The organism is Pseudoalteromonas sp. MT33b, from assembly GCF_014117385.1.
GTDB lineage: Bacteria > Pseudomonadota > Gammaproteobacteria > Enterobacterales > Alteromonadaceae > Pseudoalteromonas > Pseudoalteromonas lipolytica.
Genome location: NZ_CP059831.1, coordinates 1,174,826 through 1,198,924 on the forward strand (window position 1 = coordinate 1,174,826; position 24,099 = coordinate 1,198,924).

The window sequence follows — 24,099 nt, forward strand, 5'->3', positions numbered from 1 at the left end:
AAGTCAAAAAAGTGGCAACAACTTATATTATTTGATACATGTACATCAATCACTAAAAGTGAGCACGAGTGTGTAGAAAAATACATTACCTGTTCGCTATAAACATGACATTTTTTAGCGCATATGAGTAACTACAAAATATTTTTTGAATTTCAGCGACCTTGGTTTGTCAGCGATTTAACAACTAGAAAAAACAGCCTTGAAGGGGAGTTGGCACTCTGTTTTCAAGTTGAGTGTGATAATGAATCCAAGACTATAGAAATAGAGGGCTTGGATGATCTAGATCTAGTTTCTAACCTACTTCAATCTGAGAAAGTAATCATATCCCAAGCACTAAACTCACAAAGAGAGTATGGAACGATTCGTGTTGAGTGTTGGATTGATGGTGGTTATTCAGAATTTTGGTGCAATAAAATAAAGTAGATCTGACATCTTTGTTTGCTTCAACCTCAGTTGTTTATAGCTCTTAAACGCACGTTATTTTTTTAAAACGGTCACTTAAGGTTATCGTTTTTATCCTCGATATTTAATTTTAATAACATACATAAGGTTATTTTAAGTTTAATAAATTACAGTTAAGTGCCAGCAAAGTAGTAAGCAAGAAAGTAGTAAACAAAAAAGTTAAAAGTAACTCATTTTATGTTTTAGAACATGAAAACAAGGATGAGTATACGCTAGGCTAATTCTGCACATTTATTACGCATAAAAAGAGCACTTATCTGAATGCGTTTTTTACAAAAGAGGCATTATGAATTTTAAAAATACAACAACTCATTACAATACACTCTCTATTGCCTTGCACTGGCTAATGTTTATATTAATTGTCACTGTTTTTGGCAGTATTGAGCTACGTGAGTTATTTGAAAAAGGCACAGAAACCCGTGATGCCTTTAAAATGTGGCATTTTATGTTGGGTTTATCTGTTTTAGTTTTAGTGTGTGTGAGGGTAATTGTGCGCTTGGCGAGTGGCTCGTTACCTGCTATTCAGCCTGAACCTGCAAAGTGGCAAAGCACACTCGCTAAATGTGTACACGTTTTGCTGTATGTCTTTATGTTTTCTATGCCGATAGCGGGTTGGTTAATATTGAGTATGGCAGGTAAACCTGTGCCATTTTTTGGTGTAGAGCTCCCCCCATTGGCAAGTGAAAACAAAGAGCTTGGTAAAACCATTAAAGAAATACACGAAACAGCAGCTGAGGTTGGGTATTACTTAATAGGCTTACATGCTGCGGCTGCATTATTTCACCATTACGTTTTGGCAGATAACACTTTTAAACGTATGTTGTTTTCTAAAAAATAAACACATTACAAAAGCCAAAATGGTGGAGCTTTAAGGTCTGGTATCACAATTATCAAGGTCTGCTCATGCGTGTGAGCTTAATTTAACGACGCAATAAGTCGTTTAAGTCGGCCGTTGGCTCGCTCTGCATTGCCAACGTTTACAAATTATAGTTGGCCTTTTTAGTCACTTTATCGTTGATTTTATTGCGAAACCGCTGCGCTTTTAATTTATTTTTAGCACGGCTAAATTAGCGATGCATAACAGCCAAGCCATAACAGCTAAGCTATAACAACCAAGCTTTAAAGAGCGAAACGTATTTTATCAACACCCTGTTTTTGAGCCTTAAAACAGCCCTCTTAATTAAGAGAGCTGTTATGTACCTAAGGTCGTTATTTTTCGAATACCTTAAATCCCCAAGCGGGCAAACTTAACGTTGTGTCGTTGGTAAAGTTAACCGTTTTCCCCGATAGCGCCTCTTTATATTCACCGATAAATAATGGTTCTTTAAAGTTCACTGTTTGCGGTTCTTTGGATAGGTTAAATACTGCAAAGACTTTTTCATCGCCTTTTGCGCGTACAAAGCTAAGAACATGTTTTGGAGCCGTGTTTGGTACGTGTACCATACGCCCACCAAATTGGCCATTCCACAGCGCTTCGTTACGATGTTTGAGTGCAAATAGTGATTTATATAAATCACCGATTGGGTGGGGTTGCCACTTAATCGGATCGCGTTCAAAAAAGGCGAGTCGTCTATCGTTTCCTGCTTCTTGTCCGTTATAAATCATTGGGAAACCTTCACCTACGACCGATAATGTAATGACCGCTTCAAGTGCGTCACCGTAGGTTTCAAACATAGTTCCTTCCCATGCATTCGAGTCGTGATTGGCAACCCCTACAAGCCGATAAGCCTCTACAGGGAATGCGCTTTCGTTCCAAGAATAGTAAACAAATAGAGCGCTGACATCGACATGGTCATTAACTATTTTGTGCATCTGTTCTGACCACGACCATGCATAGGTCATATCAAAGGCTTCAGCGTGTAAATCACGAGACTCCCATTCTGCTAGCATTAATACAGGTTTTATTTCATCGAGTTCGCGACGTACATTATTCCAAAAATCAACGGGAACAAAACCGGCTACGTCACAACGATAGCCATCTACACCGACTTCTTTTACCCAGAACTTCATAGACTCTGTCATGTATTCACGCAGCGCAGGTTTTGAGTAATCGAAGTCGATTATGTCCGACCAATCCCACCAAGGCGTTGGTCTAAATTGTCCTTGGTAGTCACGCTCGTACCAATCAGGGTGCTCATAGCGCAGCCAGTTATCCCATGCACTGTGATTCGCCACCCAATCTAAAATAACGTACATGCCCATGTTATGCGCTTCACTTACAAAGGTTTTTAAGTCCTCAAGGGTGCCCAGTTCAGGGTTTACTTTTCTGTAGTCTTTGACTGAATATGGGCTGCCGAGAGTGCCTTTACGGTTTTCTTCGCCAATTGGGTGTACGGGCATTAACCAGATTATGTCGACACCTAACTCTTTTAAACGAGGTAACTGCTTTTTAGCTGCGTTAAAGGTGCCTTCGGGCGTAAATTGACGGGTGTTTAGTTGATACATTACCGCATTTTTTGACCAGTCGGGGTGAGTGATCTTTACATAGGGCTTTGGCTCGTAAACATGGGATGTTGACGTGGTTTGCGTACAGGCAGTGAGCACACACAGTGTGAGTATTAGTAAACTTTTTTGCAGAAATGAATTCATGTGATTCCTTAAACACAGTTGAATAACAGCGTGTGATTAAAATATATACTTCAAATCGCGGTGCAACAATAAAGTGCATACGTATTCACTTTTAATTTACATAATCGATTAAGTGATATATTTGCTGTGTATTCGTAGTTATTTTTTGATGTTTTCTGGAATGGTTAAGTTTATTTAGGGGGGCCTTTATCAATAAATAAAACGGCTAGCTAACATTAAGTACTGCTAGCCGTTATGTGATCTAGGGAAATTAAGCAGAGATGAAAAATGCAGATTTATTGGGATCCCAGCTGACGAGCTGTTTGATTTCAAGCTCTTTCATAATGGTTAATAATTCAAACTCGCTCAGGCAGCAATCTTGTTTGAGTTTTTCCAGTGAAATTTCTTTGTTACGGCTACGAAGTTTAGAGGCCAACATAATACGGTAAATTAATTTTGATTTACGGCTCATAACATTCTCCCTCCTTATTTTTTTATGCAATGACACTGCTTATTGAGAGTGTTTTACTGTTTTGGATTAAAGCATGGGTTGAATGACTATGGCTCATCATTTTTATCTCGTCAATTTATGTCTAAATGTTAATGCGTCAGTGGTAAAAAACGTTCAAAAACCTGTTATATACTCGCAAAATAATGCATTGAAAAATAAGCTGTTATTTATCTAAAAACAGTAATAGGTAGGCTGCATATTTAATTGAATTAACTAATGACCTTAGTATCTCATTGTTTTAGTTTAATTTTTTACTAAAAGATTTGTTCAATGCGTTTTGTGTATTTAATGGCTCTGTGTTTAGTGAATGGCATACAGAGTATGCTAGTAAGCGTTTTAAAAGAGGCGGTTGCAACTATGTTATCGGGCACTTTTTAAGGCTGATAAAACGCTTTTTGTAATCGAACAAAAAGTTAAAGTTTATGTTTAGGTATTTATACATTACGGCGAGCACAAAGAGCGAAAGCCGATAAGTGCCGAAGTAAAGGGGCGGTACTATGGTGACAACGGCCCTTGCAATCAGTTTTCTGGGCACTGTATTTACCTAGTTATGAGTTAAACATACTCTTTTTAGGAGGTGTGTATACCCACTGTCTCATCAGCACTTTTTGGTTACCCAATAACAGTAACCCGAGCGCGAATTTCTCTGTTTTAGGCGTTATAAATGCGTATTCATCAGGGGGTGTTAAGCGATATAGCCTTTTCTCGTTTTCTATAACGTTGATTAATGGATAAAAAATAATGTGACAAAAATTCAGCTAAACACTTTTAGTCCCTTTTATAGAATTTTATATTTTTAAAAAATTAAATGTAAAGAATAAAATATCTTGATTTTAAAGTTTATTACGAATATTGTAGCCGCAATGTAACAATAAAGTTGTTACCGTTTGTTGTTCTAAAGAGCATTTATGTAGTTTGTAGTCACAAAATCTCTCACTTTATAAAAAACGATAGGGTTACAGTTTCATGAATAAAAAATTCTCTGCGTTAGCTATTTGTATTAAAAAAGCGCTCGTTCCATCACTTGTTTTAGGGGCTTCAGCATCGGTTTTCGCAGCCGATGAACAAGCTGATAAAAAGAAAGTCACCAAAGAAGACATTGAACAAATAGAAGTTCGTGGGTATGCGGCTTCCGTTGAAAAAAGTATCAATATGAAGCGCTTTTCAAATAGCGTAGTTGATGCTGTGTCTGCAGAAGACATCGGTAAGTTTCCAGATCAAACGGTCGCAGACGCACTTCAGCGTATTCCAGGTGTTCAGGTTGAAAAAGACTTGGGTGGCGAAAGCGACAGAGTAAGTATCCGTGGTACTGCACCTCATTTAAATATTACGTTGTTGAACGGGCAAAACGTGGCATCAGCGACAGCTTCAGCCTCAATTACGCGCCCATCACGAGGTTTTAACTATTCGTTATTACCTGCAGAGCTTGTTGATACGCTTGAAGTATATAAATCGGCTGAAGCTGACATTGACGAAGGCTCAATTGGGGGAACCGTTGTTGTTAAAACACGTAAACCGTTGGACAGCGAGGCAAATTATGCCGCGTTATCAGTAAAGGCTTTCCATTTTGAAAATGCTGATGAAACAAAACCGTATTTATCGGGTTTATACTCGTGGAAAAATGAAGCACAAGACTTTGGCTTCAATGTAGGTTTTATTCACAAAGAAACAGCGACGCAACGTGACAGTAAAGAAGTACGTTTTGGCTACCGTAGTACTGATGCAAACCAAGACGGCAATGCTGAGTTTTATCCGGGTGCTGTGGGTTACAACCGTTATGCAAGTGACAGTGATTTAGACACCGCAACCGTGACGCTGCAATATGCTGCAAATGATAATCTGGATTTTGTATTTAACAATTTATATTCATCGTCGGAGCACAAGTCGTTTGGCACTTACTCCAGTGGTTTTATTTTACAAAATATCAGTAATGTAGAAAATCCTGTTATTGTTGATGGTACGTTAGTGGCGGGTGATTTACCGGCTCATAATAATTTAGGTTATTACGGTAATGCAGGTTACGAGGGCGAATTTAAGACTCAAGCGCATGATTTAAAAGTAACTTACAAAGCTGATAATTACACCGTAACGGGGCAATTAGGTTACAGCAAAGCGGATGGTGAGGTCAGCGATGTGTATTCAGAATATTATGCTAATACAGATGCCTCATTTACACTTGAAAATGGTACACCCGATGTCACTTTATCAGCGGATTTAAGTCCACAAGATTACCGCCTAGACTATAACCATAAAAACGATATTTTTAATGATTCAAAAGAAATTTATGGTCAATTAGACGTTGAATATTTACTTGATGGTGGTTTTTTTACCGCTATCAAAGCGGGTGTTAAGTACAGAGAGCACTCAAAAGCAGCCAGTTTAATGAAAGCTAATTACCCTAAAGTGTCAGCAGACGGTGAAACTTATCACTTGGGTATGTTTGCAAGCGACTCGGCCTCTGACTTTATGGGCGAGGGGGCAAATGCAATTTTATGGCAGTTTGATAACGCTAAGTACGCCGATTGGATTTCATCAACCACGCCGACTAGTGGCCCATACGAGCACTTAGATTACACCTTTGATTTAGAAGAGACCGTGACCGCTGGGTATGTAAAGGCTGTGTTCGATTACAATAAATGGCGCGGTAACATGGGTGTTCGAGCGGTGAAAACTGAGCTTGATTCGCGTTCAGTTGAGTACACAGGTCGCAGCTTTGCACCTGAAAATATCCAAGATGTCGAAAGCACAAATAGTTACGATGACTTTTTACCGAGTGTAAATATTAATTATGATTTAGCCGATGATGTTGTTGTGCGTTTTGCTGCAGCAAAAGTGATGTCTCGCCCTGATTATGACTTTTTATCTGCACGCAAAAGTGGTTACTGTGCAGCTGCCACAGGGTGTAAAGGCACCGAAGGGAATCCTTATTTAAAACCATATCGTGCGACTCAATATGACCTTTCGGCAGAGTGGTACTTTAATGAATCGTCAATTCTATCATTTGCTTACTTCTACAAAGATATCGACTCGTATATTACCAATGCGACTGTTGAAAAACAGTGGACATGGACGGACCCAGATACCGGTATTGAAGAAGTGCGTGATTTCTTAGTGACGCAGCCACAAAATGGTTTAGGTGGCGAAAATGCGGGCTTCGAAGTGAACTATACCCAAAAACTACCGTATGGTTTTGGTATTCAAACAAACTATACCTATTCTGATGCTGAGCTTGAGCAAACCGCTGAGCAAAAAGAAGCAGGTGAAGAAGCCGTATTACCAAATAACTCTGAAGATACGTTTAATGCCACGGTTTATTACGAAAACAGCGCATTCTCTGCACGTGTTTCATACACTTATCGCTCTGAGTACTTCTACACAAACTACTTAGGTTTAAACCAGTATAAAGATGGCTTTGGTCAATATGATTTGAACATGAGTTACAACGTGACAGAAAATCTTAATCTTATTTTCCAAGCGATTAACCTCACAAACGAAGAGCAAAAAGCGACGTCGGGTAACAGCACAGGTATGCCTGATAACAATCGTCCGTTGGCTATTCATGACTACGGTCGCCGTTTCTTACTGGGCGCACAAATGAAATTCTAATCAGATTGATTCGACGTTTACTCATTTGATTAAGGCACAGCATATTTATGCTGTGCCTTTTTAATAATAGGTTAGCTATGCATTTTAAAAATTTACTTATCTTGTTGATGTTTTCTGGTTTGATTGGATGTAGCTTTTTGCCCAGTTCTGAGCCGAGTAGTGCTGAAAAGCAGATGCTTGGCAAAATTCACCAACAGGTCGTCGCGCGAGAATTTCGCGCAGCGTGGGTTGCGACAGTGGCCAATATAAATTGGCCCCTGGAGCCGGGGTTACCTGTTGCAGAGCAAAAAGAACACGCAATTAGAATACTGGATACGCTGCAACAACATAATTTTAATACGGTGATTTTTCAGGTGAGGCCCCAAGCTGATGCCCTTTATCAAAGTAGTTATGAGCCGTGGTCTTACTATTTAACGAAAGAGCAGGGAAAAGCCCCAGAGCCTTATTATGATCCCTTACAATTTTGGATAGAAAACGCGCATAAACGTGGCTTAAAGCTTCACGCATGGATCAATCCATATCGAGCACATCATCATGTAGGCGGGCCATTATCGTCGCAGTCGGTCGTGAATACCCAGCCTGATAAGGTGGTTAAATTAAAAAATGGTACTTTTTGGTTTTTGCCGACAGATAAAGATGTGGTCACTCATACATTAAATACATTAACAGAGCTGGTAACGCGCTATGATTTAGATGGTATTCATTATGATGATTACTTTTACCCGTATCCATCGTATAACGAAGGAGACGATTTTCCAGATGCTGAGCAATATCAGGCATATATTCAAGCAGGTGGGACGCTAAGTGTGTCAGACTGGCGACGCAATGCGGTGAACACATTTGTGCAGCGTCTTTACAGTACGGTGAAAGAAATTAAACCACATGTGTTAGTCGGGATCAGCCCATTCGGTGTATATAGACCAACACAGCCTAGTACCATTCGTGGCATGGATCAGTACGAAACGCTTTTTGCAGATGCCAAGTTATGGCTAAACGAAGGGTGGTTAGATTACTTTTCACCTCAGCTTTATTGGCCAATAAACCAATACGCACAAAGCTACCCGCTCTTATTAAGCTGGTGGCAGTCACAAAACACGCAAGGTCGTCATTTATGGCCTGGTATTAATGCGCTGCGATCATTCGACGAAGCTGGTGTTGATGAAGTGGTTAATCAAATAATGATCAACCGTGGATTTTTGACTGCATCACCAGGGACCGTTTTTTGGAATGTTGCCGCACTAGATGGTAGCCAATTAATGCGTGACGTCATTGCAGATGGCGTATTTCAGCATCAAGCTTTAATTCCTGAAACGCCTTGGATAGACATGCCCGCTCTATCACCGTTTAAACTTGAGTATCAACAACAGGCTGAATCTATAGTGTTACGCTGGCAACATACAACCCCTGAACACGTCGCGCACAGCTTAGTGTACACGCAATATGGTGATGATTGGCACTATCAAATTTACACGCCTGATGTTAATTGGCTTAAGGTCAATGAAACAAAAGAGGGGCAGTCGCTCAATGTTGTAAAACTGATTGCGGTCGATAGGCTAGGAAATCAAAGCCCTGCCACAGAAATCGCCTTTAAGTAGAGCCTGTACGCTGTATCCCTTTATCTGTTACGCTTATGAAAATCAATAAAATAGGCATCAGAGTGAACGCAATTAAGGTATTTGCAGTATTGCTGCTGGGATGTATTTTTTCGACAAAAAATATGGCCGCAACTCAACATATAAATCTTGTTAAGCCAGTAGTTGCGGCATTTAAAGCGGGTGATAAAGACACCATCGCAGAGCGTGTTCATTATCCGCTAAAGCGTAAAGCCCCCTTAGAAGCTATTAAAAACAAGCACATGCTGATAGCGCGCTTTGATGAGGTTTTTGATAAAGCGTTCGTTGAAAAAATCACAACCTCCAATATTCGCCACGATTGGCAAATGATGGGCTGGCGAGGCATTATGTTTGACTCGGGTAAATTGTGGCTTGATTTTGATGGTTCAATTTGGGCTGTTCCCTATGAATCAGAAGCAGAAAAAACACGGCGTGAAGCGCTTATTGCAAAGCAAAAACAACGCCTGCATGAAAGTCTTCGCGAATTTACACAGCCGATACTAACTTGGAAGACAAAAAAGCATTTAATTCGTATTGATGAATTGGCAGAAAATCAATACCGCTATGCAGCATGGGACATCACGCAAACAATGGCGGATGAACCACGCATTGTGATAACAAATGGCACATTGCGTTTTGATGGCAGTGGCGGTAACCATTTTTATACGTTTATGAATAACGGCTACCGCTATGTGTGTCATGTTATTGTGCTAGGTACTGAGCAATCACCAGCGGGGCAATTAGAAGTATTTAAAAATGGTGTACAGGTTTTGTCTGAGCCTGCTTTGGATTTTTAGGTGTTTTTGCTTATTTTGCACTACGCTTACTCTTTTAAAGGAGTAAGTTATGAGTACAAAATTTTGGATTTTAAGAGCCATTAGAGTTTTCACGCTGGTGGCTATTTTATTATTTATGGTAGAAATCCTTAAAGGCCACGACACACAAAGTGCATTAAGTTTTGCGCTACTTTGGTCATTTATTGCAACGGCAATTTTTATCGCAACCCGTTTATATCACTCATCAAAAGGGCGACATTGTGCATTGTGTAATGACACCCCAGATGATAAAAAAGCGAATTAACCTAGGTTGTTAACAAATACACCGCCCCATACCAGCGCACAAATCGTAAGAGCAATAAGTACAGCTGCTGACCCCAAGTCTTTGGCTAGGCCTGATAATGGATGAATTTCAAGGCCTATGCGGTCTATTGCAGCTTCAATTGCCGTATTGACCACTTCAGCAAACATCACAAATAACACAGATACAAGCAGCATGATTTTCTCATACAGGGTAATTTGCCAGACAAAAACCACGGCTATGGCAAGGACTAACAGTATCAGCTCTTGTTTAAAAGCAGACTCATGCTTTGCTAACCACGTGAATGCACGTTGGGAATTTTTAAATGCTAGGCGAATACGTTTAATGCCTATAGGTTTGTTAGTGCTATCAAATTGCATCGTATGAAATCTCTATTTCGTTAGCTTTGTTTTGAGCAAGCATAGAAAATGTCTTGCTCAGGGTTATATTTAGTACTTCCGACATGAGTTAAGCCAAGTAGGGTGTCAAATATGTTATCGTGCGAAAAAGCATGGTTACGCTGTTGTTCAATACATTGGTTAAAGCGGCTATCGGCTAGTTTATTACTCCAAAATAGCATAGGCACTTGGGTTTGCTCTTTAGGCGCTAATGCATAGGGAAAACCGTGCAAATACAAACCTTTTTCACCTAACGACTCACCATGATCAGAGACATATAACAGTGATTTATCATCCGCCTTACTGTCTTTAAGCAAGTTGATTAGTTTACTCAGCACTAAGTCGGTATAAGCAATGGTATTGTCATAGGTGTTTGTGAGTTGCTCGCTGCTACAATTTTGGATATCGCTACGTGGGCAGTCAGGCAAAAATTTAGTCTCTTTTTCTGGATAGCGGCGATAGTAAGTTGGCCCATGTGAACCAATCATGTGTAGCACGACTAGTTGGTGCGTCGCATGACTCTTGGCAAGTGTTGCAGCTAACTCTTCAACGAGTACTTCATCAAAACAGTAATGGCCATCACACTGTGTATTTGTTTTATTTGGTTCGATAGTCTTAGACTTAACGCGAACACAAACGCCTTTACAGCTGCTGTTATTGTCAATCCAAGTGACTTCAACACCACTTCGCTGGATAAGATCAAGCACATTTTCTTGGCTTTGCGCAAGTCGGGAATCGTATTCATTTCTATCTAAACGCGAGAACATACAAGGCACAGAAATGGCTGTTGCGGTGCCACATGAGCTGACATCGCTAAAGTATTTCACACCGAGTTTTGGTGTATATGGATTCGTTTTCTTGTCATAACCTTGCAGTGAAAAGTTAGCTGCCCTGGCTGTTTCGCCTACCACCATAATGGTGAGTGAGCTTTGCTGCTCAGCCAATAAATGCGGTGTTTTATCTAATACTTTAAATGGTAAAGGCGGGTAAAAATAATTATCGCGCAAGTACTTATAGCTTGCGGTGTAAAATGCAAAGGGAGTTATGTAACTTGTTAGCTGGCGGTTATTACGCCCTACAGAGGCATAATCTTTATAAAATGGCACAGCAATAACGGCTACAGCAATAAACGCTGTGACGTTAAGAAACGCAAAGCTTTTTAGGCGAACACGAAAGTTTCCGACAATTTTAAAGCGAGAAAACAAATAGGCTGGGAGCACCCCAAGCACACCAATAAAAGCGATGACTTGTACATTTAGGTATGAAAATGCCTCACCTGAATTTGTTTCTAAGACATTTTGCAACATGCTTTTATCAAAGATAACACCGTAATTTAAGGTTGCATAAAACAACAGCGACGAAACTACGATGCTTGTTAAAAGCACGGGTTTTACAAAGGTGATTAACGATAACCAACTCAATACCATTGCCGTCAGTGCTAATAAGAAAAAAGGTACGCTTGCTATAAATAACCAATTGATATGTTCAGGTTTGCTGGCAGCTTCAAGCATGTTAAATAAAAACAGGCCATTAAATGCTATAACCAAGTAAAACGACACCAGCCAGACAAATTGGCTGTAGCTAACGTGCCATTTTTTAGTAAGGAGTTGTTTAATTTGCATGCTCATAATCATTCCTCATCGCTACGGTTTATTTGGTAAGCGATACAACTGTTCGGTATAAGCTAAATTGCTAAATAAGACGTGAGCTAAGGCTTTTTTGGCAAGCTCAACGCTGCTATCTGCGTTATCGATGGCAACTTGGGTTTTACTAGCAGGGTCATAGCGCCAATAGCTCACTTTTTGGTTTGGCATCAGGATCACGGCTTCACCATTTTCTACGTAAGCAAAGTTGTCGTAGTACTGCATCATGGCGCGCTCTACGGGGTATTGTTTTGTTAAGTCGTAGCCGATCATTGGAGTCGCTTGTTCAACACCTAACAACGATAACAAGGTTACCGGTAAATCCATTTGGCTTACTAAGCGAGTATCACGCTTTGCTTTCATATCACTGTTTAAAATGACCGCAGGAATATGGAAAGATTTAAGCGGCACAGGCTCTGAGCCAAACACGCGTACATCATGATCAGCAACCACTAAAAATACCGTGTCTTGCCAGTAATCTTGTGTTTTGGCTTTTGCGATGAATTTACCTAGCGCGTAGTCAGCGTATTTAATTGCGAGATCGCGTTTGTAGTTTTGAGGGTCGTGGCCTTCAGGCAGCGTTACCTTACCTTCTGGAATATCAAAGGGATCGTGATTACTTGAAGTAAACACAAGGCTGAAAAAAGGTTTGCCCGCTTTATTTAGCTCGTTTAGCTCTTTATCAGCTTGATTGAATAAGTCTTCGTCGCTTACTCCCCAAGATGAGATAAACTCTGGGCTTTGTATGTCATTAATATCTACAATATCGCTAAAGCCATTGCCTAAGAAAAAGCTTTTCATGTTATCGAAGTGACTTTCTCCGCCATAAATAAATTGGGTGGTATAACCTGTGCGTGCCAATACATCGGCAAGTGAAAAGAAGTTATGCTGTGACTTTGATAGCTTTACTACTGAGCGAGAAGGTGAGGGGATAAAACCGGTTGTTACAGCTTCAATTCCTCGGACAGAACGTGTACCCGTTGCATATAAATTGTTAAATCCCCAACCTTCTTTATACAGCTTATCAAGGTGTGGTGTAACACCAATGCCACCTAACTCCCCGACAAAACGAGCACCTAAGCTCTCTTCTAAAATGATCACTAAGTTTTTTTTACTTTTATGGTTAAACGCTGTGTTAACAGCAAGCGTTGGGATTGCCTCAATGGTGAACTGTGAGCGATATGATGCTTTTTTAACGGTGTCGATAATGTCACTGCGTGGCATGGTGCCATATAGACTACTGGCATTCTTTTCATTACCCATATTTTTTAAAGCAAACGCTACACTGTAGGGTGAGTTGAGCACCAGTGAATTAACCAGCGAGTCACCCGAAAAATACACTAATGCCGGATTTAGAGGTCGATGACTTACAGTACCTCTTGCGCTAATTAAACAAATTATTAAGGTGGTAACGAGTATTACCACTTGGCTAGCCTTTTTAGTGTTTTGTTGTTTACTAAATGCTGCATTTATAAAGCGATACGCAAACACACAACTTAGTGTTGCAATAATTAAGGTGCTTATCATAGCCAGCTGATGGCCATTTAACAGCATAGAGAATACTTCTTGAGGGTAATCTAGGTATTCGACAAACAAGCGATTTGGTCGCACATCGTATTGGTTAATAAATGCGGGTGTTGAAGCCTCAACAACCACGATTAAAGTTACGACTAGGCTGCTATAAAGAGTAAAAGCATGTTGAAATAAAGCGGTTTTACTGCGCAAAAACACGTTAGCAAGTAACATCAAAACGGCTAAAGCTGATAGGTAACCTAGGCTACTCAAATCGATTCTCAGGCCACCAATTAGCACAGCTATGCTATCACCATCAACAAGCCGTTGCTGCTGCCATAACAGTAAGCCAATTCTCGACAGCATAAAAACTGTCATTAATAATAAGGTAAAACGAAACAAAGGTTTTAAAACGGAGAGTTTTGCTGTCATAGTCGTACTTTCTTAATCGAAACTACGGCAATAGTAGGAAGCAAAACTTAAGAAATCCTTATGGTAATCTTAATATTTTCTAAACCAGAAAAACTTCAGTAAATCTTAAGTGAATCTTAAGTTTGGTGCTGTAACCTGATGAGGTAGAAGAGTTTTTACTTATTTGAGTAACATATGAAATTGTTAATTATTGAAGATTCAGTGTCATTAAGACGTAGTCTACGAGTTGGCCTTGAAAACTTAGGTTTTACCATTGATGAAACTGGCGATGGCGCTGAAGGACTTAGTATGGCAATGACAGGAGAGTACGAATTAATAGTACTCGACATTATGTTACCCAGTATTGATGGTATTACGTTATTACAAACCATAAGAGCAAAGCAGCTCGATGTGCGTGTGCTCATTTTATCTGCCAAGCAAGAACCTGAAGACAAAGTGAAAGGGCTGCTGACTGGGGCCGATGACTACCTAACAAAACCATTTTCGTTTGATGAGCTTCATGCAAGGTTATTAAACTTGATGCGTCGCGGTGGCTTGAAAACAATCAGTGATGTGATCCGCATCGATAACTTGGCTTTGAACTTACAATTAAAACTGTTGCAAGTCGGTGACACTGTAATCGACCTTACGCCCAACGAATACAAAATTGTTGAGTGCTTATTTAGTAATCAAAATAAAGTGATTACATCAGAAAAGTTAAGTACTTATATTGCAGGGCAATATGACTTAGTTTCGAAAAACTCTATTGAGGCGCATTTATCATCAGCACGTAAAAAGGTCAGAGCGGCAGGTGGTGAGTTACCTATTCAAACCAAGCGTGGTTTTGGTTACATAATTCAAGGAAGGTGATGAAATCAATTCGCAGTAAATTAGTTTTTACTCTATCCATAGCGATAACTGGGCTTGTTTTAGGTATTTTATTAGCCACAGATATTGCAGTCGATAATTGGATTGATAATGAGTTTAACCGTGGCTTACACTCAAAAGCTGGCATGCTGATGACTTTGGTACATGAAGATGAAGAAGGGGTGGCTTTTAATTTCTCGAGTGAATTTATGCCAGAGTTTGATGGGCAGTTTGAGCCTGAGTATTTTCAGATTTGGACTGAGGAGGGAGTGTTTACACGCTCACAAAGCCTTAATTTATTTGCTTTGAAGAACCTTAAGTTTGAAGAGTTAAAATTGGGTGAAGCGAAAATAATGACCACCCAGCTACCGGATGGTCGTGACGGACGAATCATTTATACTCGTTTTCAGCCGCAACTTGACTCGCACTCACATAGGAATTTTTATAATGGAGTGAGTAGACCACATCACAGCACGCTTACTTTGGCCTATGCCGCGTCTTCTGAAGAAGTTGATTTTATTTTGTGGTTAATTGACGTTATTTTTATTGTAACCACAGTGACAGTCATTGTTTTTATTCGGCTCTTTGTACGTAAATCGGTCGACAGTTCTTTAGCGCCACTGAATAAACTCAATCGTGATATTAGTCGGCTTAGTATCGCAGATAAAAATGCAATAATTGTCGTTGAAGAACCAGTTAAAGAGCTGCAGCCGATTGTAAATAGCTTGAATGCCTTTATTAAAGAAAATAGGCAGCTGTACTTTCGCGAAAAACGTTTAACGTCAGACATCGCTCACGAACTAAAAACCCCCATTGCTGAGCTAATCAACATGGCCGAAGTGGCCATTCGTTTTCCTGATGAAAAAGAATTTGAAGCCGATTTTAAACCCGAGGTACTGAAAATTAGCCAACGGTTAAAAAGCATTGTGTCGAACCTATTGCTACTGCATAAATACAGTAATGAAGCCTTATCAAAACAAGATGCTTGCGATTTAAATCAGGTCATAATGCGTACCTTAGAAAGGTGCGATCTAGAGCGAGTTGAATTTGCACTTCAAGAAGATATCCCAGCTATTGTTAGTAACCTATTTGCACTTGAATCAATCATCATCAATCTTGTGAATAACGCCAAACAATACAGCCCAGAAAAGAGTGTAGTGACTGTAAGTACGCTGCTTAATAAAGAGGGTAAGTTGCAATTATCTGTTACTAATGAATTAAAAATACCCTTAACCGATGAAGATATTAGCCAGTTATTTGATCCACTGTGGCAAAAAGACAGTGCCAGAACATCCAGCGATAATTTTGGTCTTGGATTATCGATTGCAAAAGCGTTAAGCACATCGATAAACGCCGAACTTAACGTTGAGTTAAATGAGGAATTTATTACCTTTAGTTTGAAATTAAAGTGAAATTTTGCAGCGTGTGTATTTATGTGCAACACTGAAAGTGAACAACAATAAGGAATAATAACTATGGGTAAAATTATTGGTATCGCACTTATCGTGATTGGTGTTGCACTTGCTGTATGGGGTTATAACGTTTATGACTCGGCCAGTGCTCAAGTAAGTCGTACGTTTAGTGGCGACACACCAATCGAAGCATGGCTTGGTATGGTGGGTGGGGCAATCTGCGCCATTGTGGGAATTTATAAAGTAAAATAAGCAACCACATGTTGAAATAAGCAAGCTAATACCTGATACTGTATTTATATACAGTTGTGGTGTTAGCTATGCAAAAACAATTACCGCTAAAATATTATTTAAATCACTTTTTTGAATTAGCCGAATTTATTCAGGCGCAATGCAAAACGTTGCTAACTCCTGAACAACAGCAATTTATCGTTAAGTTAACCCAGCTCGACGAACAAAGCTTGTGTACTTTGTTACGTATCTATTCGCGAAAACCAAGACTCGTCGCGCTTTCATCGCTTAATTACGAAGAAATCCCAAACCTACACGGCGCTATTTTTAAACTTAAGCAGTTTGCGCTGGTGGCTCACCCTAGGGTTGATGATCTTGATTTGGTACTTGCTCATTTAACGAAACCAGAGCTTGTTGCATTGCTTGCCGATGACGTACTTTTTAAAACCCCTGTTACGTTTAAAAAGTCGGCCAGTAAAGGGGTTTTACTGGCACTGTGTAAACAACATATTGACCGAGAGGCGAATGCGCTTGAGCAGTTATGTGGAGAGTTTGTTGTTAATAGCCGAGCAGAATATTACGAGTACTTTGAATTTTTATACAGCGGTCGCTTAAGTGCAGGTGATATAAACCATCAAAACCGCTTTGTTATGCGTGATTTAGGGATAGCGAAGGTGCGTAATGATGTTGGTGAAACGCGGTCACGTTTTAATACTCTTGAAGAAGCACAGACTCATTACCAATTAAATCAATGCCGCATGCAGTTTAAGGCATGCGAGATGCCTGAACAATATCGTCATTTAGCCAATGAACTGTTACAGATAAACTGTACTGACGATTTAGCGCATAGTATTAAAAATAAACTGCTTATTCGCTTATTTAAGCAATTTAAAGAGGCCGATTTGGCTTATGCATGCACACTTTTAGATAATTGCACTGGTAGCAGTGAGGCACAAGAACTGGCTATTCGTGTACGTTATAAACAAGGTGATACTGATTGGGTACAGCAAACGTTAGAAGCAATTATTAACGACCCCATCGACGACGGCATTTTGTATTTTGCTGAAGATTTCTTACAACGAAAATACAACAAGCAGCAGCGTTCTCGGTTAACACAAATGCTCAGTGATACTGAGTGTCAGTTAGAGATTGACGATATTTATCGTGGCGATGTTGAACAAGGAGTCTGTGAGTATTATCAACAGCAGGGATATACGGTATTTTTTACTGAAAATAATCTGTGGTTGAGTTTATTCGCGTTGACGTTTTGGCAAGAACTGTTTGTGGATACACCGTACCCACCGTGCAATGAATTTGATATTTACCCGCATGTTTTATTAGCCGATTGTTTTTACGCTTCGCAGCAGGCAGATATTGAGCAAAAACTGGCAACGTTCACCCATAATGATTGTATTTATAAGCAGGTTTGCAAAAGTGCAGCGCAGTTTTACGATACGCCAACGGGGTTGTTTCAATGGCACAGTGATATTCTTGAGCCTTTAAAAGTGCTTATTCAGCACAGTGAACTTGAGAGTTTAAAAGCGCATTTATTGCAAATGACAAAAACTTTTAAACAACTCAAAGATGGCTACCCAGACTTAATGGTACTGAAAGACACTGGCTTGTGCTTTGAAGAAGTGAAAGCGCCTGGTGATAAACTCAGACGCAATCAGCTGGTGAGTATTGATATATTAAAACAGCATGGCTTTACCGTGAATATTGTTGCGGTAAATTGGTTTAATGATCCTAACCGTATATACAGTGTGGTTGACATTGAAACCACGGGTGGGGTGCAAGGTAATAATAAAATAACCGAAATTGCCGTGGTGCAGCTACAAGCCGGCGAAGTGATTAAGCAGTGGGCAAGTTTAATTAATCCAGAGCGAAGTATACCGCCATTTATCACCAAGTTGACCGGCATTAATGCCGCCATGGTGCGCGATGCCCCTTGTTTTGCTGATATAGCCGATACGCTCAGAGGGTTCTTAAAAGGGTCGGTATTTGTGGCTCATAATGTGAATTTTGATTACAGTTTTATTCGTAAAGAATACGCCGCAATCGCCCAGACCTTTAAAATGCCTAAATTGTGTACGGTGGTTGAGTCGCGAAAAGCATTTCCGAAACTTCCCTCATACTCGCTTGGTAATTTAGCTGCGCATTTTGAACTGAATTTAACGAATCATCACCGTGCGCTGGCTGATGCTACCGCCACAGCCCAGTTGTTAAAACTTATTCAGCAAACACAATCAAAAAAGGCGAGTTAAACTCGCCTTTTATCATTTTGCGTTTGCGGTTATTCGTACTCAATAGGGTCTGTTACGTTATTAAGTGCGAAGGCTTCTAAACGCTCTTGGCATGCACCACATTTACCACAGGCTTTGTCGCGGCCGTTGTAGCAGGTCCATGTTTGGCTGTAATCAAGGCCCATTTTTAAACCATCTGTCAAAATATCGATTTTCGTATTGTTTAAATAAGGGCTGAAAATTTCAACGGCGTCGTAGTTTGCAATACGGCATACATCATCCATTTTTTTAACGAACTCTGGACGACAATCTGGGTAAATTGCATGGTCACCTGAATGAGCACCGTAATACACTTTGCTGGCTTTTAGCGACACTGCGTAGCCAACAGCCAGTGATAATAAAATCATGTTACGGTTTGGCACGATCGTGCTTTTCATGCTCTCTTCTTCGTAATGACCTTCTGGCACGTCTATATCGTCGGTTAACGACGAGCCGCCAATTAGTTGATTAATCGCAGAAATATCAACGATTTTATGAGGAACACCAAGCTTTTCACATACCTGTGCCGCCACTTTAAGCTCTTTAACATGACGCTGGCCGTAGTCGAACGACAGGGCATACACTTCGTGGCCTTGCTGCAGGGCTTTATTTAATACGGTAAATGAGTCCATACCGCCGGAATAAATAACAACTACTTTTTGCGTCATAACTGTTTTGCTCATACTTTTGATAGAGGTTTACTTCAGGGCGCGATATACTACACGGCTCGGGCCTAAATAACAATTTTTGCCCGCGATTTTGGTTTTTAGGCGGCCAATTTTTACTGTCCGTCGCGTCGTAAGTGAGATGTCTTTTGTACAAAATTAACGAAGTGTTTGAAACAATTCAAGGTGAAGCAAGTTTTACGGGTACACCTTCAATCTTTTTACGTTTGCAAGGCTGCCCTGTGGGCTGTGCTTGGTGTGATACAAAACAAACATGGGACGTTGATAATGTGTATAGGGTGTCGCTTGATGACACGGTCGAAAAAAAAGCGGACTCTGATCATTGGGCCGAAGCCTCTGCAGAGCAAATATTAGCGCTATTTAAAGAACGCGGTTACAACGCAAAGCATGTGGTGATCACCGGTGGTGAACCTTGCATGTATGACTTAAACCCAGTGTGTGAGCTATTACATGCAAACGGTTATTCTACGCAAATAGAAACCAGCGGCACATTCGAGATTTTAGTCCCTGAGCAAACGTGGGTAACGGTTTCACCAAAAATTAATATGCGCGGCGGTTACAAAGTACTGCGCAGTGCAATGCAACGCGCCGATGAAATTAAACACCCAGTGGCCATGCAAAAGCATGTTGAAGAGCTTGAAGATTTGTTTTTAAAAACAGGCGTGAATCCGCGTTTAGTTTACCTTCAACCCATCAGCCAAAAAACATCAGCGACTAAACTTGCCATTGAGACCTGTATTGCAAAGAACTGGCGTTTATCAGTGCAAGTGCATAAGTATTTGGGAATTAGCTAAACACATAATTTTTGTGTACAGAAACAAAAAAAGCGTTGCACCATGGCAACGCTTTTTTACTATGTTCTCGTAACTCGTAACTCGTAACTCGTAACTCGTAACTCGTAACTCGTAACTCGTAACTCGTAACTATTTATTCTGCGCTAAATAATCAAGCACAACCTGATGATGATCTTTGGTTTTAAACTTATCAAACACGTGCTTGATTTTACCATCTTGACCAACTAAAAAGCTGATGCGGTGAATACCTTCGTACTCTTTACCCATAAACTTTTTGTAACCCCAAATACCGAATGCATCGGCAATGGCGTGATCTTCATCGGCTAACAGATCAAAATTAAGCTCTTTCTTTGTTTCAAAATTCTTTAGTCGTTTGATTGGATCAGGGCTAATACCAACAACGTGCGTATTGAACTTAGCAAGCTCTGCTTTTTCATCACGAAGGTTTTCAGCTTGCACTGTGCAACCAGGAGTTGATGCTTTAGGGTAAAAATAAACCAGTACTTGCTGCTCTTTTAAAAGATCAGCTAAGACAACGGTTTCGTCGTTTTGGTTTTGTAAACTAAAAGCAGGGGCTGTGTCGCCAGCTTGTAGTGGATTAATTTTCTTCATGCTTTGCTCCTTAGCGAATGCGTCTGAATATATAGTCTACGTTCAAACTACGAGAAAGATCTTCAAAGCTCACTTTAAAGTGATCAATATCGACTTCTACAGGGATATTAAACTCTAGTTCGCAGCGCATTTTAAGTTCGTCATTCTCTTCATAGGTGTCTGATTTAAGAGAACAAATACTGATATGATTGTCAGCAAAAAAGCGCGTTACTTTGCTTAGTGTTCCCGGTGTGTCAATACCTGTGTATTCGAGGGTGTAACCAGCACAAAATTCACACGCAACATGACTTGCTGTGCGTTTCATCATGGTTAATAAGCCAAGCTCCATGCCTTTTGTAGGCAATGTATGCTCAATGCGGCTAATTGCTGACATATCGCCAGCCAATAACATGATAAAGGTAAATTCGTTGCCCAAAATAGCAATGCGACTGTCAATTATATTGCAATGGCAATCACTCACTAACTGAGTCAATTCGCTAACGATACCGGGTCTATCTTCGCCAATCGCAGTGAGCACTATCTGATGATTTGTAAAAACAGTCATGGAATTTTAAGTACCTAGTAATTAATAATACCAATAGATATAAGCCAGAATAAGCCTTGATTTCACGTGAGTTTAATAACGCACGGCGGCAAAGTTTAACATAATTTACTCAGTTAACGATAGCGACGATTAATTAAGCCGTGAATAAAGTGCGCTCTTTCTTGTTTTTAGGGGCATCAGAAAGTACCATAGTTAAAATTTTGCAAGGTGATAAGCAAACACATACGTTACGCTAACCCAAACCATTCGGGTTTTTTGCATAAAATAAAAAATGTAAAGTTAAAAGTGATTTTACAGTGAACCAAATCGGCATTACCCACTCATATATTTGTTAAAAAAATTAAGGGTTTGCTAAGGAGAAATATCTGTGCAGTATTGGATCTCAAAGGCGCTTGCTGTAAGCGTATTGGTAAGTTTAACTGGGTGCGGTGTATTTACCGATGAAGCACACCATAAACGTAATTATCGTGCTAACGAACCGGTTAAAGCGCCTGAAGGACTTGCGCAACCAGCTCAAGATCCGACTTATAAAATGGAAGTGGCTCAGTACGACAATAATCCTGAAGCGAAAAATTATCGTCCACCGGCGCAAGTGATCACCATTGCACAAGGTAGCTGGGTTGAAGAAGGCGATAAAGACGCACGTGTTTATTTTGATAAAAATGACGGTATCGTTGATTTAGATGAGTTTATTTGGGATTCCGTTCACGCGGTACTGAATGAGAGTAATACCCGTGCCGTTAAAGAAGATAAGTTATTAGGCAGCATAGAAACTGATTGGTACACAATCATCAAGCCTGAAGATAGCTGGTTTTGGGAAAGCGAAACGGAAGTGTCACAGCAGCGTTTTCTTTTTACAATTGAAGAGAAATCGCATCAACGTACTGCATCTTTAAATGCAAAACTGGTTGATTATAAAAGTGACTCACAAGAATTAACACCGCTTCTACAACAACAATTAGAAGTGCGTGTTTTAAACCAAGTAATCGCTGAGTTTGACTATCGTTATCGTCAACTTGAGGTTGAAATGCGTAAACAACAAGGCATTATTTCGCTTGAAATGGGCTTTGATAACAAAGGCAATGCCGCATTAGTTACTGAGCAAGATTACTTTGTTGTGTTTGATCGTTTTTCTGGTTTCTTAGAGCGTTTGTCTTTCACCATTGTTGAAATCGATCAAGAGCGCGGTTTGATCACGGCTGATTACAAAAAGCCAGAGTCAAGCGTGTGGGATTCTATTTGGGGTGAAGAGCTTGCAGAACTGCCTATTGAAGATGGCCAATACCAAATTCTTGTTAGCCGTACCAATGAAGGTGGCACAAGCCTGACTTGGATGGACTCAGAAGGCAATACACTTGAGCCGGGTACAATGAATGACCTACAACAAGCATTAGAAAATGCGCTGCGCCAACGCGGCATCAATATTTAATAATTAAAAAAGTTAAAACCACCACAAAAAGAGCCTAGCCGCTCTTTTTGTGGTTTTTACAGGTTGAAAATATGTCTAACTTAAACGCTGCAAACCGCAGTAACTTGCGAACTTTGTTTACCTTTTTCGTTCCTTCACTTATAGGTGTCTTCTTGTTTATGACGCCGGTACCCATAGGTGAAGCAATGACAATTCCAATTGCTGTTATGGCAAAAGCTGTGCAGGAGTGGATTGCGCCATTTGCATTGGGGTTAATTACCACAATTGTGTGTATCACAGGTGTTATGTCGTTAATAATAAAGTTTTTTAAGCCAAGAGCGCTGTTAAAAATATTTATTATTAAACATTTGTTTGATGTAAGTTGGCTGTGGTTGACTGTGCGTTTGCTCGGTATGGTATTTATTATATTAACGTACACGAAGCAAGGTCCCGAAATGATTATTTCGGGTGATACAGGGGCATTAGTTTTAAACGACCTCCTGCCGGTACTTTTTTCGGTGTTTATTTTAGCGGGTTTACTGCTGCCATTATTACTCAACTTTGGTTTGTTGGAGCTTGTTGGTACGTTACTGACAAAGGTGATGCGCCCTTTATTTGGTGTACCAGGACGAAGCGCAGTTAACTGCGTAGCGTCGTGGCTTGGTGATGGTAGTGTCGGTATTTTAATGACCGCACGCCAATATGAAGACAAGCATTATACACAACGTGAAGCTGCGATTATTGGTACCACATTTTCTGCGGTATCAATTACTTTTTGTTTGGTTGTTATTGGCCAAGTAAAATTAGAACACTTGTTTGCTCCATTCTATTTGACCGTGTGTTTAGCGGGTTTTGTTGCTGCTTTAATTGTTCCGCGTTTACCGCCTTTACGTTTTAAGAAAGATTTGTATGTTGACGGCACAGAACCCGACAAGCACGCAGAGTCAGTGCCAGAAGGGAAAACTCTTATTACGCATTCTCTCGATGTTGCTTTAGCTAAAGCACGCACAGCTCCAGGCGTTGTAGGTACGCTTAAAGAAGGCTTACACAACGCATTTGACATGGTTTTTGCTGTATTACCCGTGGTGATGGCTGTGGGTACATTTGCCCTGATTATCGCTGAATACACTGCCATTTTTGAATACATGGGCAAACCATTTGTGCCATTTTTAGAATTACTGCAGGTCCCTGAAGCAGAAGCAGCGGCGCAAACTATTATGGTGGGTTTTGCCGATATGTTTATACCGTCAATATTAGCGGCGGGAAACATTGAGAGCGATGTCACCCGTTTCATTATTGCTGCTATGAGTGTCACGCAGTTAATTTACATGTCAGAAGTAGGGGCATTGTTATTAGGCAGCAAAATCCCGGTGAATATCGTTGAATTGTTTTTAATTTTTATTTTAAGAACATTGGTGACGCTGCCGGTCATTGTATTGATGGCGCATTGGTTAGTGTAAAC

21 protein-coding genes are annotated in these 24,099 nt (G+C 40.2%); 13 read left to right on the plus strand and 8 right to left on the minus strand.

Annotation, left to right across the window (positions count from 1 at the left end; all coding sequences use genetic code 11):
* Positions 1-123 precede the first annotated feature (123 nt).
* Together H3302_RS05430 and H3302_RS05435 are read left to right on the plus strand one after the other, a co-directional pair.
* Positions 124-423, plus strand: coding sequence for a hypothetical protein (locus tag H3302_RS05430; RefSeq protein ID WP_182396231.1), 300 nt, complete (start codon positions 124-126; stop codon positions 421-423).
* A gap of 325 nt (positions 424-748) precedes the next feature.
* Entirely contained in the window at positions 749-1,300 is a 552-nt protein-coding gene (locus tag H3302_RS05435; protein ID WP_182396232.1) for a cytochrome b, read from the plus strand.
* 371 nt (positions 1,301-1,671) lie between these two features.
* On the opposite strand, the gene H3302_RS05440 is transcribed toward H3302_RS05435, so the two are convergent.
* The gene (locus tag H3302_RS05440; protein WP_182396233.1) at positions 1,672-3,051 is read right to left on the minus strand and encodes an alpha-amylase family glycosyl hydrolase; all 1,380 of its coding nucleotides are present in this window, start codon (positions 3,049-3,051) and stop codon (positions 1,672-1,674) included.
* A 250-nt stretch (positions 3,052-3,301) separates the two neighbouring features.
* Positions 3,302-3,502, minus strand: a complete 201-nt coding sequence (locus H3302_RS05445; RefSeq protein ID WP_075594278.1) for a hypothetical protein — start codon at positions 3,500-3,502, stop codon at positions 3,302-3,304.
* A 1,005-nt stretch (positions 3,503-4,507) separates the two neighbouring features.
* On the opposite strand from H3302_RS05445, the gene H3302_RS05450 reads away from it, so the two are divergent.
* The 4 genes from H3302_RS05450 (at position 4,508) to H3302_RS05465 (ending at position 9,840) form a co-directional block, all read left to right on the plus strand.
* Positions 4,508-7,147, plus strand: a complete 2,640-nt coding sequence (locus H3302_RS05450) for a TonB-dependent receptor (protein WP_036969673.1) — start codon at positions 4,508-4,510, stop codon at positions 7,145-7,147.
* Positions 7,148-7,224: 77 nt separating this feature from the next.
* Complete coding sequence (locus H3302_RS05455) at positions 7,225-8,742, plus strand: glycoside hydrolase family 10 protein (RefSeq protein ID WP_182396234.1); 1,518 nt, start codon at positions 7,225-7,227, stop codon at positions 8,740-8,742.
* A gap of 62 nt (positions 8,743-8,804) precedes the next feature.
* The gene (locus H3302_RS05460; RefSeq protein ID WP_182396235.1) at positions 8,805-9,557 is read left to right on the plus strand and encodes a hypothetical protein; all 753 of its coding nucleotides are present in this window, start codon (positions 8,805-8,807) and stop codon (positions 9,555-9,557) included.
* Positions 9,558-9,606: 49 nt separating this feature from the next.
* A complete protein-coding gene (locus tag H3302_RS05465) occupies positions 9,607-9,840 on the plus strand; it encodes a hypothetical protein (RefSeq protein WP_075594280.1) in 234 nt (77 codons plus the stop codon).
* Here the strand turns inward: H3302_RS05465 and H3302_RS05470 are convergent.
* Genes H3302_RS05470 through H3302_RS05480 form a run of 3 tightly spaced genes read right to left on the minus strand, consistent with a single transcriptional unit; the run spans position 9,837 to position 13,822 of the window.
* Positions 9,837-10,217, minus strand: coding sequence for a diacylglycerol kinase (locus H3302_RS05470; protein WP_075594281.1), 381 nt, complete (start codon positions 10,215-10,217; stop codon positions 9,837-9,839). The two genes, H3302_RS05465 and H3302_RS05470, sit on opposite strands and share 4 nt — an antisense overlap.
* 20 nt (positions 10,218-10,237) lie before the next feature.
* On the minus strand, positions 10,238-11,863 hold the full coding sequence (locus H3302_RS05475) for a phosphoethanolamine transferase (protein WP_259369883.1): 1,626 nt from the start codon (positions 11,861-11,863) through the stop codon (positions 10,238-10,240).
* 15 nt (positions 11,864-11,878) lie between these two features.
* The gene (locus tag H3302_RS05480) at positions 11,879-13,822 is read right to left on the minus strand and encodes an LTA synthase family protein (RefSeq protein ID WP_182396236.1); all 1,944 of its coding nucleotides are present in this window, start codon (positions 13,820-13,822) and stop codon (positions 11,879-11,881) included.
* A gap of 174 nt (positions 13,823-13,996) precedes the next feature.
* Here H3302_RS05480 and H3302_RS05485 point away from each other — a divergent pair, with 174 nt between their 5' ends.
* The 4 genes from H3302_RS05485 to H3302_RS05500 all read left to right on the plus strand — a co-directional run bounded on the left by H3302_RS05485 (position 13,997) and on the right by H3302_RS05500 (position 18,575).
* A complete protein-coding gene (locus H3302_RS05485; protein ID WP_036969661.1) occupies positions 13,997-14,671 on the plus strand; it encodes a response regulator transcription factor in 675 nt (224 codons plus the stop codon).
* Positions 14,671-16,080, plus strand: a complete 1,410-nt coding sequence (locus H3302_RS05490) for a cell wall metabolism sensor histidine kinase WalK (RefSeq protein ID WP_182396237.1) — start codon at positions 14,671-14,673, stop codon at positions 16,078-16,080. The genes H3302_RS05485 and H3302_RS05490 overlap by 1 nt, the downstream gene beginning before the upstream one ends.
* Before the next feature lie 63 nt (positions 16,081-16,143).
* Complete coding sequence (locus tag H3302_RS05495; RefSeq protein WP_065979772.1) at positions 16,144-16,332, plus strand: DUF3185 family protein; 189 nt, start codon at positions 16,144-16,146, stop codon at positions 16,330-16,332.
* A gap of 68 nt (positions 16,333-16,400) precedes the next feature.
* Positions 16,401-18,575, plus strand: a complete 2,175-nt coding sequence (locus H3302_RS05500; RefSeq protein ID WP_182396238.1) for an exonuclease domain-containing protein — start codon at positions 16,401-16,403, stop codon at positions 18,573-18,575.
* 29 nt (positions 18,576-18,604) lie between these two features.
* On the opposite strand, the gene queC is transcribed toward H3302_RS05500, so the two are convergent.
* The gene (gene queC, locus H3302_RS05505; protein WP_065979774.1) at positions 18,605-19,261 is read right to left on the minus strand and encodes a 7-cyano-7-deazaguanine synthase QueC; all 657 of its coding nucleotides are present in this window, start codon (positions 19,259-19,261) and stop codon (positions 18,605-18,607) included.
* A 146-nt stretch (positions 19,262-19,407) separates the two neighbouring features.
* On the opposite strand from queC, the gene queE reads away from it, so the two are divergent.
* Positions 19,408-20,073: a 7-carboxy-7-deazaguanine synthase QueE gene (queE, locus tag H3302_RS05510; protein WP_036969649.1), complete on the plus strand. Its 666-nt coding sequence runs from the start codon at positions 19,408-19,410 to the stop codon at positions 20,071-20,073.
* 129 nt (positions 20,074-20,202) lie between these two features.
* Here queE and bcp read toward each other — a convergent pair whose 3' ends face one another.
* Positions 20,203-20,685, minus strand: a complete 483-nt coding sequence (gene bcp, locus H3302_RS05515) for a thioredoxin-dependent thiol peroxidase (RefSeq protein WP_036969646.1) — start codon at positions 20,683-20,685, stop codon at positions 20,203-20,205.
* A 10-nt stretch (positions 20,686-20,695) separates the two neighbouring features.
* Positions 20,696-21,229 (minus strand): glycine cleavage system protein R, encoded by a 534-nt coding sequence (locus tag H3302_RS05520; protein ID WP_036969643.1) that lies wholly within the window; start codon positions 21,227-21,229, stop codon positions 20,696-20,698.
* A gap of 367 nt (positions 21,230-21,596) precedes the next feature.
* On the opposite strand from H3302_RS05520, the gene bamC reads away from it, so the two are divergent.
* Together bamC and H3302_RS05530 are read left to right on the plus strand one after the other, a co-directional pair.
* Positions 21,597-22,658, plus strand: coding sequence for an outer membrane protein assembly factor BamC (gene bamC, locus H3302_RS05525; RefSeq protein WP_182396239.1), 1,062 nt, complete (start codon positions 21,597-21,599; stop codon positions 22,656-22,658).
* 71 nt (positions 22,659-22,729) lie between these two features.
* Positions 22,730-24,097, plus strand: coding sequence for a YjiH family protein (locus tag H3302_RS05530; protein WP_074988603.1), 1,368 nt, complete (start codon positions 22,730-22,732; stop codon positions 24,095-24,097).
* The last annotated feature ends 2 nt before the right edge of the window (positions 24,098-24,099 follow it).